This is a genomic window from Gimesia sp. (genome assembly GCF_048260065.1).
In the GTDB taxonomy this organism is placed as follows: domain Bacteria; phylum Planctomycetota; class Planctomycetia; order Planctomycetales; family Planctomycetaceae; genus Gimesia.
In genome coordinates this window covers 165,686-181,810 of the sequence record NZ_JBLXHC010000012.1, presented here as the reverse complement: position 1 = coordinate 181,810, position 16,125 = coordinate 165,686, and the positions used below count along the sequence as shown (strand labels likewise).

General features: G+C 52.5%; 10 protein-coding genes. 6 read left to right on the top strand and 4 right to left on the bottom strand.

What is annotated here, in order from left to right:
• Positions 1-34: 34 nt before the first annotated feature.
• Together ACN0YN_RS21565 and ACN0YN_RS21560 are read right to left on the bottom strand one after the other, a co-directional pair.
• The gene (locus ACN0YN_RS21565) at positions 35-631 is read right to left on the bottom strand and encodes an RNA polymerase sigma factor (RefSeq protein WP_417387091.1); all 597 of its coding nucleotides are present in this window, start codon (positions 629-631) and stop codon (positions 35-37) included.
• 137 nt (positions 632-768) lie between these two features.
• The gene (locus tag ACN0YN_RS21560) at positions 769-2,220 is read right to left on the bottom strand and encodes a sodium:solute symporter family protein (protein WP_417387090.1); all 1,452 of its coding nucleotides are present in this window, start codon (positions 2,218-2,220) and stop codon (positions 769-771) included.
• Between the two features lie 273 nt (positions 2,221-2,493).
• On the opposite strand from ACN0YN_RS21560, the gene ACN0YN_RS21555 reads away from it, so the two are divergent.
• From ACN0YN_RS21555 to ACN0YN_RS21530, 6 genes are all read left to right on the top strand, one after another.
• Positions 2,494-2,922, top strand: coding sequence for a BlaI/MecI/CopY family transcriptional regulator (locus tag ACN0YN_RS21555; RefSeq protein ID WP_417387089.1), 429 nt, complete (start codon positions 2,494-2,496; stop codon positions 2,920-2,922).
• A 64-nt stretch (positions 2,923-2,986) separates the two neighbouring features.
• Complete coding sequence (locus ACN0YN_RS21550; RefSeq protein WP_417387088.1) at positions 2,987-6,334, top strand: M56 family metallopeptidase; 3,348 nt, start codon at positions 2,987-2,989, stop codon at positions 6,332-6,334.
• Between the two features lie 57 nt (positions 6,335-6,391).
• Entirely contained in the window at positions 6,392-7,732 is a 1,341-nt protein-coding gene (locus ACN0YN_RS21545; RefSeq protein WP_417387087.1) for a DUF1800 domain-containing protein, read from the top strand.
• Positions 7,733-7,750: 18 nt separating this feature from the next.
• Complete coding sequence (locus ACN0YN_RS21540; RefSeq protein ID WP_417387086.1) at positions 7,751-8,938, top strand: DUF1501 domain-containing protein; 1,188 nt, start codon at positions 7,751-7,753, stop codon at positions 8,936-8,938.
• Between the two features lie 272 nt (positions 8,939-9,210).
• Positions 9,211-9,906, top strand: a complete 696-nt coding sequence (locus ACN0YN_RS21535) for an ABC transporter ATP-binding protein (protein ID WP_417387085.1) — start codon at positions 9,211-9,213, stop codon at positions 9,904-9,906.
• 18 nt (positions 9,907-9,924) lie between these two features.
• On the top strand, positions 9,925-11,496 hold the full coding sequence (locus ACN0YN_RS21530; RefSeq protein ID WP_417387084.1) for an ABC transporter permease: 1,572 nt from the start codon (positions 9,925-9,927) through the stop codon (positions 11,494-11,496).
• Positions 11,497-11,591: 95 nt separating this feature from the next.
• Here ACN0YN_RS21530 and ACN0YN_RS21525 read toward each other — a convergent pair whose 3' ends face one another.
• Both ACN0YN_RS21525 and ACN0YN_RS21520 read right to left on the bottom strand, forming a co-directional pair.
• Positions 11,592-15,428, bottom strand: coding sequence for a M56 family metallopeptidase (locus tag ACN0YN_RS21525; RefSeq protein WP_417387083.1), 3,837 nt, complete (start codon positions 15,426-15,428; stop codon positions 11,592-11,594).
• Positions 15,425-15,826 carry a BlaI/MecI/CopY family transcriptional regulator gene (locus ACN0YN_RS21520; protein ID WP_417387082.1) on the bottom strand — a complete coding sequence of 134 codons (402 nt, stop codon included), beginning with the start codon at positions 15,824-15,826 and terminating at the stop codon, positions 15,425-15,427. Before ACN0YN_RS21520 ends, ACN0YN_RS21525 begins: the two co-directional genes overlap by 4 nt.
• Between the last annotated feature and the right edge of the window lie 299 nt (positions 15,827-16,125).

Sequence of the window (16,125 nt, the reverse complement as noted above, 5' to 3'; positions counted from 1 at the left end):
ACACTCAGCCCTGCAATTTCTGACAGTCGTCGCATTAAAGTTCCTGTTCATACTCTGCTGCTTTCTCCTGAATCCTGCGCATCACACGACTCCGGGCAGCATAAATGGAGCCTCGATTTTTCCCGAATTCCTCCGCGACCTCATCAATTTCGCGCCCTTCGACCGCCGTCAGCCAGAACAGGTTCCATGTATTCCGCTGAAACTCCGGTCGCACCTGCCGGGCAGCCCAGCGAAAGACTTCCCGCCGATACTCTAACCGTAACAGGCTCGAATCCGGTCCGTCAGGCGTTGTATGTTGCTTCAGTAATTCCCGCATTTCGGATTGCCCCGAACTCCGATCAGGTTTACCACGCATCAAGGCATTCAGAATCGCATTCTGCGCGACACGATGCAGCCAGGTACGGAACTTTGCCCGCCCGTGATCATGGGGCCGCTGTTCCACCGCTTTGGCAACCGCGACTAATACCAGTTGGGCCACATCGTCGGTGTCTGCTTCCTGCATTCCTTTTTGTCTTGCCAGTCGCAGAATCACCGGTCGGTAGATTTCGACAAACTCATGCCACGCCGCCTGATCCGCAGGATCGCGGACGCGAATCAGCAAACTGGCTCGTGTGTCGGGAGTTGCGCTCATAATTGTGTACTTCCTTTACCCTGTTATACACAGTACGATCCCGCATCTGACAGCTAAAATAGAATTCTTCCGGTTTCTTTCGAAAGTCAGCCGCAATAACTCTTAGTCACAAAGCATGGATTGCAGACGGAGTCCCATCAGGAGCGCAGAGCATCTGACGAGGGGGATAATCTCTGCCCGATCAGATAACCGATGATACTGGCCAGCAAGCCGGTCAGCTCTGACGGAATCGACAAGAGTATGAAGAAGAATGAATCCGGTTCAAAGCTGATGAGTGCTGCAGCAATCTGGTGTCCCATCCAGAACAGACCGCCACATCCAATGGAAAGGAGTCCCGGTAATTCGCCCCGTGGTTTCAAGAAAACGCCTGCGACAAACGGAACCAGGAGCGCGACCAGGCCTACTGCCAGAGCACTTTCGAGCAGCTCCAGAATTGCTTCGCTGGTCAACGCCAGAGGCAGACTGGCCAGAGCGACGATCCCGACACTCAAACGGCTGGTCAACAGACGCCGCTCGTCAAACCAGGTGATTCGATGCAGCAGATTATGCGAGAGCAACGCCGCGGGAGAGAGCATGGCACTGGTACAGGTGGAAACAACAATCGCCAGTAATGTCACCACCATCAGGCAGATCCCAACCGGTGAGAGCAGCAGTTCGGCCAGCGCCAGAATCACCTGACCGTCACTTCCCTGGGGCAGTTCGTCCGGCCAGAGCTGTCGCGAAGCCAGCCCCAGTCCAACCGGCAACAGTCCAAACAGGATATAGGCACAACCCGCCAGAATGCAGGCCCGCGAAGCAACCGTGCCACTGCGACTGGCGAAGATCCGTTGCATCAGATCCTGTCCCGGAATGTTACCGAAGATGCCATTGATCCAGGTCGTAGTCCAGCCGAGCAAAGCCAGCAGACCGGCTTCGGGGAGCAGTGTGCGAAGCTCTGGTGGCGTCTGCTGCCAGGTGGTTTCAATTCCCGCTGTGATCGAGCCGTTGCCAACTTCAGTTGTGAAATTGACGCCCAGTATCACCAGGCTGATCAGCACCACGCAGATTTGTACGGTATCAGTCAGAGTGACTGACCACATGCCGCCAATCATCGTCAGGAAAGTCACAAAGACAGCTGCGATAAGAATTGCCGCGAAATGATCGATGCCGAAAAAATACCCGAGGATTGCCGCCAGCGCCAGATATTGTGCGGCGATCCAGGGGAGATACCCCAGTGCCTGCACGATGCTGGAGACCAGTTCCGTTTTGGGACCATACTTCTGAGCAAAAAGGTCGCCTACAGTCAGGAGTTTCATCTCCCACACTCGTCGGGCGAAGAATAATCCAGCCACGATCAGCGCCAGACCAGAAGCGAACGGATCAAGGATCGTCCCCTGCACTCCCTCTGCACGGGCTGCTTCACTGGAACCCAGTACAGTCGCTGCGCCAAACCAGGTTGCCAGCAGCGTCCCCCACGCCAGCCACAAAGGGAGTCGCCGTCCTGCTACCAGATAATCTTCTTCATTGTTGACTCGACTGCCAGCATACATCCCGAGACCAACCATCAGCAGGACATACACACCAAGCAACATACCAAGCCAGAACGTCATCGTCGGTCTCTTTACTACCAGAGTCTGAATCAATCACTTCGGCACGGTTAACGATGGAGAGATCGTATCCGTTACCAGAGCAGAATTCGCATCGTAACGAGATCGTTTACTTTCTGCGCACGTTGACGGACGACAACAGGCAAATTTTTGAAAAACGAAAAAATCTTCCACATCGTGTTGACAGCATAAACCCCCACTGTTACATTTTGTAATGTTACACCGTGTAACACTTATCATTTCTCAATACTAATGTGACACAATGGAATCACTGTCATGGCAAAGTCTAACAGCAAAAGGCCGGCACTCAGCCCTCTGGAACATGCTGTCATGCAGATCGTCTGGAGTGGTCAGCCTCTGACGGGCGAAGACGTTCGTGAACGCATGGAAGGAACCCATGGTCTGAAAACATCGACCGTGCGTACTTTGCTACGACGACTTGAAGCCAAAGGCTATGTCACTCACGATGTCGAAGGACGAACCTACATTTACCGGGCAACAGTGGAACAGACCAATGTTGCCGCTTCCGCCGTCCGGTCGATTGTGGACAAGTTCTGTTCCGGCTCTGTCGAAAACCTGCTGGTCGGCCTGGTTGACGACAAGTTAATCTCTTCAGAACGCCTGCAGGAACTGGCACAGCAGATTGCGGCTGCGGAAGAAGAACAGTCAAAGCAGAATAAAACAAAACGCACGAAGCGCAATTAAATATAGAATAAAACCGATGTATTTCGTTAATCCTGTTTGATAACTCTCTGTTCGGAGAGACCCGATGTTCCAGACTTCAAACCAATGGATGCTGTTTCTCCTGGCTGTTTCTGTCAAAGCGCTGTTACTGGCGGGCATTGCCGGTCTCTCTCTCAAACTGCTCAAAATGCAAGACTCTAACGTCAAGCATCGGGTCTGGTCCGGAGTCCTGGCAGGCATGTTACTGCTGCCATTGCTGATACTGATCCTTCCGACGACCCCCCTGGCGATGCCTGCCCGCTGGACGCAGTTCGAATCAACCGCCGAACACACGCCGGTCGAAACAACATTTGTTGACAGTCAGAATCTGACTCCCCCCGCTCCTGCTTTTGAAAACAGCGTATCAGAGAAACGTGACACACCCGTCAGTCCTACTGAAAGTGTCCCTCAACCAGCAATACTGCCCCCGTCTACTGCAGACGCAACCGTCACCGTTTCCAACTGGTCTTTCCCCTCTTTACTACCGCTGATACCTGGCGTTTTTCTGGTCTTCTGGTTCGCCGTAAGCCTTCTGTTTGCTTTCCGTCTGTTTGCCGGGCTCTGGTCGTCCTCACGCATCCTGCGACACGCAACGCTTGTAGACGACTCACGCCTTCAGAACTTCCTCGCTGAATTGCCACCAGCGATATTACGACGCACACCGAAAATCAGAGAAAGCCGGGAGATGCTGGTACCGGTGACCGTTGGCTGGCTGCGCCCCACGGTTCTGTTGCCTGAAGAATGGCGCACCTGGCCTGATGCGAAACTCCGTGCCATCGTAACACATGAATTCACACACGTGGCCCGACGCGACTTCTTTGTATTGCTGGCGGCTGAACTGAATCGCTGCCTCTACTGGTTCCATCCTGTTTCCTGGTGGTTACGCACCCGATTGTCAGATCTGGCAGAAGAAATATGTGATGACGCTGCCATCAGTCACACAGGGGATCGAACCGGCTATGCGCGACATCTGCTGGAAGTAGCGACATCATTGTCATCAGCCAGCGGTCGGCGCGTACAACCAGGCGTTTCAATGGCACGCACCTCCAATGTGGAATCGCGCATCACTACCATCCTCGACTTCAAAAGACCACTCTCACAGCATCTGACCTGGCGCAGCACAACAGCCATCGCCAGCATCACAATTGCCGTGATCACCGCCGCAGCGGTCATTCGTCCTATCTCGGCAGTTGCAACGCCTGCGGAACCATCTGTGGCAACGGAAAGTGTCCCTGATTCTGAAGACACAGAAACCGTTCGCATTCAAGGCCAGGTCACTGACACCAGTGGCAAGCCGATCCCGGATGCAACCGTGCGACTTTATCACCTGCAGGCCCCAGACTGGTATGCCGCGGGTAATACGGAAACACTCATCACCGAATTCAAAGTGGATGCTGCAGGCCGGTATGATCAACGGGTTCCCAGGGATCAAGTCATCTTGAAACCTGGTCATTTGCGAAGCTGGCCGATCCTCCTGGTCACCGCTCCCGACTATGCTTACTCCACCTTTCAGGCGAAAACGGTGAACCACTTTTTTGCAGGCAAGCAGGCCGCTTTCCCTGGTTTTCTGAATCAACCTCTGGCTGTCCAGCTTCGCCCCGCTGTCACAATTCACGGACGCTTACTTTCCATCGAAGGCCAGCCTGTTGAGGGCGTAAGCGTCTCCGTATTCAAAATGGGGCGTCCGGATCCTGCGGGATTCGACGAGTGGCTTCAGCAGACTTCGAAAGTCCCACCCCCCAAGTTAAATCAACGTGCCATGGTGCTGGGAAGGGCTGCTTCTCGATCGGCCTATTTCCCCTCGCATGAATTTCATCTCCCTCTGCAGTCAGTTCGCCCCGTCGTCACTGACAGCTCAGGCAGGTTCGAACTGTCGGGACTGGCGGCAAAAGATGATCTGGTCATCCTGCGAATCAGAGGTCAGAATATTACTGACAAAATTATTCATGTACTTGCGCGCGAGATGCAGCCGGTTTATGGACTCCAATATTCCCGCATCAGCCATCTGGGAGCCTACTATGGGCGCAAGTTTGATTTTATCACCCAGCCCAGCGTTCCTGTCTTTGGCGTTGTCCGCGATATCGAAACCAGACAACCCCTTGCCGGTATTCCGGTTGCCGTGGGGCAAATCTACGGAGCAACCATGTCTCAGGAAGGATACATTACCACCCAAACAGACAAGCAGGGACGCTATCGAATCGAAGGGCTTCCCATCCCTCCCGCAAAAACAGGTCGATACGATCGAAACAGGCTTGCCGTCCGCCCGGGTAAGCTGCCTTACATTGAAACCGAATCACTTTCCGTCCCCCGTGGAGATGGAGTCAACCCGGTCGAGTTTAATTTTGAAATGCGACGGGCTGTGATCGCCAGAGGCAGAATCACCGACAAGACGACCGGCGAACCAGTTGCCGGGGCAGAATTCTACTACGCTCCCTATCTGGAAAACGAGAACTGCTCTAAATACCTTCGTTACGCAGATGGTTCTCGCAGGATGCTGGGGAATCATGACACCAGGTACTTCAGTAATAAAGACGGCTACTTTGAAATACCGGTCATTCCCGGTCGCGGTGTGATAGCCGCTACACTGAAGGGTGGGGAATTTATCACCGGTTTTGGCGCGGAAAAGATTGAGGCATACCAGGGAAAAGATTCGAGCAATCTGCCAATTATGCTTTCCGATCACCTGGTTTCATCCATGTTTCACTCGCTCAAAGAAATCGATGTACCGGCTGACAGCTCTGAGTTTGAACTCTCTCTGCACGTTGATCCCGGTGAAACAATGACCGTCAATTTTATCGATCCCCAGGGAAATCCCGTTAAAGGAGTCCAGGGCAACGGATTCAGCAGTAATTCTCTTGAGGGAGACAGCACTAAGGATGACCATGCTCAGGTAACAGGTCTGGCAATCGGTAAGATCCGCCCGATGTACTTTGTGGACAACACTAATAAACTCAGTCGATTCCTGCGTCTGGTACCGGAAAAAGGGCAGAAACAGTTCACCGTCAAACTATTCCCTTCCAGTCGGCTCACAGGTCGGCTCATTGATCCGGAAGGCAGGCCTCTGGCAAACAGTTATCTGGAAACCCGACACCAGAATGATCCGAACATTGGTGGATCGCTGTCACAGGTTCAAACCGACAGTGAAGGCCGCTTCGATTATTCTTTGCCCACGGGCACCGATTTCAAAATACTCAGCATAATTAACAACAACTACTTCGTCGTCATGAAGAACCTGGAAAACCCGGATCCCAAACACATTGATCTGGGGGACATGGTCATTGACCCCGACGCAGAAGACTGGTCGCAGGCAAAAGCCAAAAGAGAACCGGTCATTACAGAGCTGATTTCCGGTACCGATGGGGATCAAAATACAGATTCAGATAAAAAAGAGTAAGTGACGCGGAGTCCATCTGACAGGAATTGAGAACCGGTTTTTCAACAGAAGCCCACTATGAATACCTGGCAACGCTATCAACCGACACCTCAACACCCCTGGAACCCAGGTCGAGTCGCCCACCTGCACCGGCGTGCTGTTTTCGGACTGACATGGAATGAACTGCAGCGAGATTTAAGCGGTCAACCGCAGGATGCAGTCTCCCGGGTCCTCTCAGACGAAGCCCGTATCGATGGTCTCCCTGCTGATTTTGAGAACCTCGCTGATCTGATCGGCAAGGCAGCCGATCAGCAGCCCAACGCAGAACGGCTCAAAGCCTGGTGGATCTATCGGATTCTTTATACTCCTGCACCGCTACAGGAACGATTAACGCTGATGTGGCATAATCACTTCGCCACCAGCAACTTGAAAGTGAACAACCTGCCGTTCATGAAGCAGCAAAACGAAACATTCCGTAAGCATGCGACCTCATCCTTCGGCGACCTGCTGCGTGCCATGCTGCACGACCCCGCGTTACTCGTCTGGCTCGATGCACCATCCAACCGTCGAGGACACGCGAATGAAAACCTGGGCCGCGAACTGCTGGAACTGTTCACACTCGGTATCGGCAACTACTCCGAAGCCGATGTGAAAGAGGCGGCGCGCGCCCTGACGGGCCTCGATCTGAAAGAGGGACAGTTTCACATCGACCCGCTTCGGCATGATGCAGGCGAAAAGACCATTCTCGGCAAGACCGCAACCTTTGATGCCGAGCAACTGACAGAGCTTCTGCTGCAGAACCCTGCTACTTCCAGACGACTGGCGGACCGGCTGATCAACGAATTTTTCAGTGAAGGCGTCGTCAGTAAAACGGCACATCAAGAACTGGCACTACAACTCCAGTCGTCAAACCTGAATATTGGCCAAGCCGTTGAAACCATTCTGCGATCACAGCTCTTCTTTTCCGATGCCAATATCAACACGCGTATCAGCGATCCGCTCTCCTTCCTGATCGCACCACTACGCGCACTCGAATTATTCGATCCCCCACCCAGTACGCTTGCGTTGTGCGAATGGTTAAACCGCATGGGCCTGGAACTGTTCTTCCCCCCCAATGTTGCCGGCTGGCCAGGGGGGCGATCCTGGCTGACGACGCGAACCGTGATCGCTCGCGCAAACTATGCTGCTGCGATTCTTTCGGGAGACGTCTATCGTCCAGCCACCCCTCCCGATCTGCATGCGCTGACAAAGAAACACGCTACCAATAATTCTGATCAATTCGAAAAAATGATGAATACACTGCTGCTCGGCGATGTAAATGTAAAACAGACAACGGAATCAACCACTCCTACCGCGGCTTCGCGTGAAGCCGGCAGTGTTCTCGCGCTGCTCACCGGTTTCCATGCCCATCTGCACTGAAATGAAAAGGAGACTGCCATGTTGAACCGACGAAGTTTTCTGAACCAATCGTCTTTATTGTCGTTGTCTCCCTACATCCCCGCATTCCTTTCGCAGACGGCACGAGCTGCTGCAGCGCGTAAAGATGACCGCATTCTGGTTGTCATTCAGCTTGATGGCGGCAACGACGGATTGAACACGGTCATCCCCTATGCCGATGAGAACTACGCTCGATACCGTAACAAACTGCGGATTGACAAACAGGACATCATCCGACTCAACGATTCCCTGGGATTGCATCCCGGCATGAAAGCCGCAGGAGAATTATTCGACGACAATCAACTGGCCATCATCCCCGGCGTGGGTTACCCCAACCCGAACCGATCGCATTTCCGCAGCATGGAGATCTGGCATTCTGCGCGTTTACAATCCGATGCACACACAGGCCAGGGTTGGCTCGGCCGCGCCTGTGATCAGGCAAAACAACCCGGTAACACTGCCCCTGATGCAGTTTTCGTTGGTGACAGTGCCATTCCATCCGCCATCATCGGACGCCGTACCACCGCTATCGCGCTGAACAATGAAGAAGAACTCACGCTCGCTGCAAAACTTTCTTCCTCTGATAAACCCCTGCCAGGAGACGATCTGCAGAATTTTGTACAAAACACCGTCACATCCTCTTATGCCGCGGCAAAAGAATTTGCAGCATCAGCAGAAACCCGGTCGACCAATAACAGCAGCTATCCGAACTATCGACTGGCGCAGAAGCTGAAACTGCTTTCACGTTTAATCCGTCTGGACGGCGGCACGCGAATCTTTTATGTTTCACAGCCCGGCTACGATACACACTCCGCGCAGAAGTTTACTCACGAACGCCTGCTGACCGAATTCAGCCGCTCGCTTAAAGCGTTTCTTACGGATCTCCGAAAAGCGGGGTTCAGTGATCGTATCATGGTGATGGCATTCAGTGAATTCGGGCGTCGCGTCCAGGAAAACGACTCAGCAGGCACCGATCATGGTACCTCCGGTCCGGTTTTCGTCGCCGGTGCATCGGTCAATTCAGGCATACTCGGTAATTACCCTTCTCTCGTCGACCTCGAAGACGGCGACTTGAAATCGACGGTTGACTTCCGCTGTATTTACGCATCATTGCTTTCCCACTGGCTTGGCATTGATGCCAGCGCCCCCCTGGGCGGGACTTTCAAACCTCTGAAAGTAGTCACCTGACTGCCGATAACTCTCCTATCTGATTTTCATTTCTCAGAACTTGAGGCAGCCCCCAAGTACTTTGATCATTGCAACTTTCTGATTATCTTCTTGACAATCTCGCTGTAATGATACAAAGTCTCACTAACTCGACCTTTGACACGTTTCAACATTCTTGCCTCTGGTCTAGTGTCAGACGATGATTTCAATCATTCAAAGCCCACACAGAATAAGCATGATCACTAGAAATCAATCATACCGGGCACCCTGTATATTAGAACCTTATTCCCTTCATGGCCCACGATGAAAAGCACAACATAATCGTCGAACTGACCGACGTTTCGAAATCCTACGGGAAATTGCAGACGCCTGTGGAAGCAGTCCGTGAAGTCTCGTTCGTAGTCCGACGTGGCGAAAGAGTGGCTCTGCTGGGAAAATCCGGATCGGGCAAGTCGACTCTGCTGAACATGATCGCCGGCCTGGATCGACCGACGAATGGTCGCATCTGTGTCGCGGGAAAGCTTCTTTCTGAGCTTTCACCCGCCGCCATTGCCGACTATCGGCGTGAGAATGTCGGTATGATTTACCAGGCTTACAATCTCGTCCCCTGGCGCACCGCTTTACAGAATGTAGAATTACCAATGATCTTCGCCCGTCGCGGAAAGGCGGAACGCGTGGAGGTAGCGCGGACCGCATTAACGACAGTCGGTTTAGCGAAACGCATGGGACACCGTCCCAGCGAACTGTCTGGAGGCGAGCAGCAGCGGGTCGCTATTGCGCGGGCTCTGATCAACAGTCCCGAACTGCTGCTGGCGGATGAACCAACGGGCAACCTCGATTCCTCAACCGCCGAAGAAATCCTGGAGTCGCTCCGCCGATTCACAGATGATTCCCAAACGGCGACGCTCCTGGTCACGCACGACGAAGAACTCGCATATCGCTTTTCCACGCGCGTACTGCATATGCAGGATGGCCGGTTGGGATCATGATTCGGGAGCAGACGGCGTATGAAGTTTTCTGACATTGTCTCCATGTCGTTCCTGGCCATTCGTCGGCAGAAAACCCGCACGGCGCTCTCGCTGATTGGAGTCGTCATTGGTTCGTTGATGCTGCTTTTCGCGCTGGCCTCGCGAAGCGGTGTGCAGGATGCAGTCATGCGGGTCTTCAGCATGAGCAAACAGTTACGGCAGATCCACGTCTCTCAGAACTGGAAAGTTGACGAGAATGAAATCCCTGAAGAGGAATTGAAACTGGATGACGAACTGGACGAGGACATGCAAGCCCGTCTTCGTCAAATGCTCATTCGGCACTGGCAGTTCAAGCATGGCGGCGAAAGTGTCAAACTGACGCGCGAGAGAATCGAAGAAATCGAAGCGTTCGAGCATGTGCAATACATCCACCCGCAAGAGTCTATCTATGTCACTTTGAGCCAGGGTGAAAACGAGTTGCAGGGCATGGGAGATTCGGTCACGGCCGACAATGAAGTGTTGCGTGAACGGATCCTGGCAGGGAAAGCCTTTGAGTCGGACAGTGAGCCGGCAATTCTGCTGAATGAGTTTGTCGCCTGGAAATGGGGTTATACGACTCCTGCCCAGATGGAAAAGCTGATCGGCACCAAGGTCAAAATTGAACACCGCTTTGCAGAGGAAAGCGTCGCGTATTCTCTTTCGCGTCGCAGTGGAGGTGATGCGGAGTTCAGCAGGGAAGAACTAGCCGCCTTAAACAGTGCGCTGGATCGCATACCGACATTGATCGATGAACTGCCTCTGCCTGAGCCGGAACGCGCCGTTTTGAAAAAGGCATTTCAGACAACGTCTGCGGAATCCGATTCCGCATCAGAGCCGTTTGAGCGGATTGTTTCTCAAGAGTTTACCGTGGTCGGTATTTATCGCTGTCCGACCGAGAAGGAACTGAACGACCATGCAGGATTTGGAAACTTTGGTGGCTTAGCCGAATATTTGTTACCGATTAAAACGGCAACTGAATTTGCCCTGCGTACTCCGAACATCAAAAAAACAGGGTTCTATCAGGCGACGGTATTGGTAGATCATGAATCAAATCTCAAAGCCGTCTCGGAACAGATTCGCAAGATGGGATTGCGTGAATACTCATTAATTTCGATGGTCGAGTTCATTCAGGAGCAGATACGGCAGGTCACGCTCATCGTCTCCCTGGTCGCTATCTTCGCGTTAGTCATCTCTGCAGTAGGAATCGCCAATACAATGGTCATGAGCGTTGTCGAGCGCACATGCGAAATCGGCATCATGAAAGCATTGGGAGCCCGCGAAGGCCAGATTCAAATGCTGTTTCTGATTGAAGGTGCCTTGATCGGTTTAATCGGCGGACTCTGCGCGCTGCTCATCGGACTGGTCATCAGAATTCCCATCGAATCGTTGACGGTTTCGATCCTGGAAAAACAATTGAACAAAACATTCGAGCAGCAGCACGTGATCGAGTTTCCGCTATGGCTGCTGGTACTGGTGCTGGCATTCAGTATGTTCGTCACCACCCTGGCAACAATTCTGCCCGCACGCAGGGCTGCACGCATCGACCCGATCACCGCCTTGCGCCACGACTGAGCAGAGGGCCACAACATGATTGCCAACTCAGAGAATGTCAGTTTTTTCTGACCTGCCCGGTCACTTTATAGTTTATACACAGGCTTTGAACATATTTAGCCAGACGACGGCAGCACTTCATCACCCTTTTTGATTTCGGTTTTTTCGTTTTCGTCCAGGATCTGTCCGACCGATTGGTTCTTCTGTACGAAAACGATTCGGAACGGCACCTGGCGTTCGCCTCGTACCACATGGAAGACTTGCCCTTTCCGCACGCCATCCGATTCACCCAGCGAAATCGCGACGAACCCCTGTTCTGTCTGAGTCCCCAGTACTACACCTTTTGTATCTGGCGCGAGTTGAGCCGTTGATACGCTATTGTTGTCTATGCCGAGAACCTCGTGCAGCGTTCCGTATCTGGCGATCTTGCCCTGTTTATCGACCTCGATGCAATACGGGAAGAGCTTTACGGGATAACCGAAGATATCTTTCGATCCGGGAGGCGCGACGACCGTGGGATAGGTCATCTTCGAATCTTTGGCTGTCTTCCGGATCTGCTCCATATCAGTGCCGCTGGGGTGCAGACCAATCACGGTTCTATTTTTCGAGATAGAATTGAGCAGTGGTACATCATTCTTACACGGCGCACACCACGCGGCCCAGAAATGAATCAGGTACGATTTCCCTTTCAGATCGGGTTGCTCACCGATCCACCGTTCCGCAGGAAGTACGGGTGCCGGTTTGCCGACCAGCTTCCCGATAGGGCTCGTCCGCTCTGCAATCAGCAGAGCAGAGTCAGCATATTTGAAAAGCTGTTCATTCACCAGACGCTGCAACTCATCAGCCGTTCGATCTTTGCCATACTTATAATCAACGGGAACACCGAATCGCTGATCCTGAACACTCTCACCTTCACTCGGTAGTACGGCTTCCCAGTATTTTTTCAGATCGTTGCGGTTAACAGCAAGCTCGGTAACAATACTCTCGGAGCTGTAGAAATCGTAATGCCCCTGGTTCAGTTTATTGTGATGCCAGCCGGCGATCTGCACACGGAAAGAGAACCAGCGGCCTGGTGTAATCTCGCGGTAGTCACTGAATACGTGTAACCGGCCGGGGATCGCATGGTGAAAATGGTACTCTGCCCAGGCAATACTCAACTGGTGTTGCTTTTCTATGGGCAGGGCTTCTTCGCCATCTCCCACCAGAGTACGGTAATCGTCGAGTGAAGTGATGGTACGCCCCGCGATCTGCGTAACGATATCCTGCTTATAGAATGGGATAAAGTAACCCTGGTGAACATAACTCAAACTACCACGTAAGCGGCCTGTTTTTTTACTGATCCACAATCGTTCGCTGCGCCCCGCCGATTCAAGTACGCGACACGTTTCACCGGCGAACTCTTCTTCAGGAAGTTCATTATAAGTGGCTTGCTGCGGTGAAACAGAACTCGTCGCGATGTTGTGATGAGTCCCCACGCCCCACCAGTAATCCTGATGCGAGACCTGAAGTTGAGCTGGAATGTAGAAAAGTGAGTCCGCAAATTCCGAAATACCATTAAGTATGAAATGTCTGGGCGGCTCTTCGGGACTCCCTTCGCGCGACCAGGCGTTTTTCGCGTCACCATATTTGATTTGCTCCCAAATCAATTTACCATTTTCGGAAGTCCGATTAACAGTGTAGAACTGCTGCGGAGCCCATGCCAGGACTGTTTCCTGGGAATGCGGTCGCCGGACATGATTCTCTGTCAGTGTCTTCTTCAATCGATGAACGGTTCGGATCGGTTCTGATTCCATCGAAGGTACTACACTGGAGTACGTGAGCCGACGACCCCAGAAGGCAGGAAAATGTTTCGCTACGTTGAGCTCGTCGTGCACCTGTCTTGCCAGTTTTGTCGCTTCATTTACAGGCGACGAAGTACGTGTGAGCAGGTCTGTCCCGGCTGGGGGAGTCATATCGACAACTTCAATTCCCACATCCTCAAGAGTAGCCTGCACATCTCCCAGTGTTTCGTTCTGAAAAGCGCAGTTGTCGAGTATCAGCTTGTCCAGTTGAGTCAACTGTTTGAAAGATCGAGATGCTTCGAATCCTCCACAACGCCGCAGTGTCAGCTGCTTCAGTGATTTGATTTTCTTCAGGGCTATCAGACGAGTATACGCAGTAGAGTCGATTTCCAGTTCCTCAAGCGAATTGAGCCCTCCAATGGCAGCCAGCCGTTGATCTGCTCCGTCCCGAGAGGATCCAGCGGGATGCCGACGCAGCACGAGATTTTTCAGATTTGAACACGCCTGAAGATGCTTCAATCCTGCAACTTCAATCGGCGTTGCATCCAATACCAGCTTGCTTAATGCAGGCATTTTCGCAAGATGTACGAATCCAGTATCAGTCATCAATTCTTCCTCAATCAGTTCTAACTCAGTCAGCGAAGAGCTGTGCAGCGATTGAAGCCCATCACTGGTCAGCCCGGTGCGCTGGAATGTAACTGATTTTAGCTTTGGAAGTTGCGCAAGCTCAGACGCCACCTTGTCGGACAGCTTCGACTCCAAAGGAAAGTCCTCTGCTCGAAATGAGGTCAGCTGTTTCAATTCGCCGATCTGGATGGACTGGAGATTTTTCAGGTTTGGCTGGCGAATCGTCAGCTTCTGCACGTTCGGCATCGCATTGAGCCGCGCAGACCAGTCAGCTGACTCATTGCCCGTAAGAGTAAGTTCAACGACAGAGGGAGCATTCTTCTCTGCATCAGGCGAATCATTCTCCAACGTCGTCGCGATTGATGGCGACGCAATCGCCAGGAACAGAAGGAGCACACTCAGCAATGCGAACAGCGAAGTCGAGGCACGCTTTGACAGCGAACGACGGTCTAAATCATTCTGAAGAAGATGCTGGACGCGGGTTTGCAAATTCGTATGTGTTGCCATAGCCGAAACATTTTGAGGCACTTGCCAGCGATCCACGATGGCGGCAGCGATGTCCACCAGATGATCGGCATAGTTCCCGGCGTTTTCCCCCGAAGAAAATACCGCATCGTCGCAGGCCAGTTCACGTTCCAGTCGCATACGCCGGGCAGCTTGCCAGACGAGTGGATTGAACCAGTAAAAAACGCAGGCGATTTGAGCGATTGACTGTGAAAGGACATCACGTCGGTCGATGTGAGACTGCTCGTGTAACAGCACTATCCGCAGACGTTCCTTCGACCACTTTCCGTATCCAGTCGGCAACACAATTGCTGGCCGAAAAATGCCAACAGCAACAGGCACTTGTATTGATTCGCTGCAGAGCAGATTCACGAACCGGCCTGTTCGATTGACCGATTCCAGAACAGCGAGAGTCTTTGCATCCGTGACCGGTATTGCCGTGCGCACGACTTTCCCGATCATAAGTTGCAGCACGAACAGACGCAGCCCCAGCAGGCAGGCGGCGATCCCCCAGACTGCAAAGAGCAGAACCTCGATGCTGATACTCGTCCTCCCTGTCGAAACGGTTTTCCGAGAGTCTGTGGGGGGCTCAGCTGCGATCTCAACTGAGCTGACGGCCTGATCCGGTTCACGAAATTCAAGCGGTGCCGACCGGTCTGAGAAAGTCTCGGTCTGTGGCATCACAAAATCCGCAGGCAACTCTCCGGTTTGTGGTTGTTCAGCGATGAAAGGACTGATTTCGTGTTCCACGGCTAACGCGTGGGATGCTGAAGGAATCAGTTCCCGCTCCGCTTCAGCAAGGAGTCGGATCGTCGGATTCCAGCCTTGAGTCAATGGAATGATCACTGGGAGCAACAGGACACCTGCCAACCCCATCAACAACACCCGATGTCTGAACGCGGCAGAACTTCGACTCAGGCACCAGACAGCGATCCATACGCCAATAAGCAGAAGAAAATTGCAGAGACAGCAACGCAGCGCGAGCGACTCAATACTATCTGCCCCGGTCAATCCTGTCAGAACGCGACTTGTGATGTTCATAACGAGTCTCCTTCACGAATCTGGCGACGTCGTTCGTCAACCAGCTGTTTAATTTCACGAAGTTCTTCATCAGAAATTTTGTTACCCGAGACATCAAGCAGCGCAGCAACGGCGTCCGAGGTTCGGCCGGCAAAATATGTCGCAAGCACATTTTCCAAAGCAGACTTCCGGGCTAACTCCGCAGCAACCGCCGGCCGATAAAGATACCGCTTACCGTCTCTCCGGAACCGTAGCACCTGCTTATCAACTAACGAACCGAGCATCGCCCGTACCGTCGAGTAGCTCGGCGGCTCTGGCAATTCTTTTAACACTTCACTCACCGAAGCTTCACCAAGACGATAGACGGCTTCTACAATCTGTCGTTCCCGATGTCCCAGCGCGGGTCTCTTTTTCGCCATTGTTACCCTGCCTCTCTAATGCCTGAGTACATGCTAGCGTAGTAGCACATGCGACTATACTAGCAGTTGAAATCCAGGGAGTCAAGAATTTAAAGACGAACATCCCCAATTGATAACCATCATGAAATGCTTTCAGTTTCAGCGTGAAAGACAGCAAAACCCCAAAGTCTCTGACACGACAGTTCTTAGAATTCGGTTGACCTCCGATTGTAATCAGCTGATTCAGTAAGAAAATCTTGAATTATGAAAACCGTTTACATCCTTGAAACGAAACCTTGATATGCCTGTCACGCGTGATA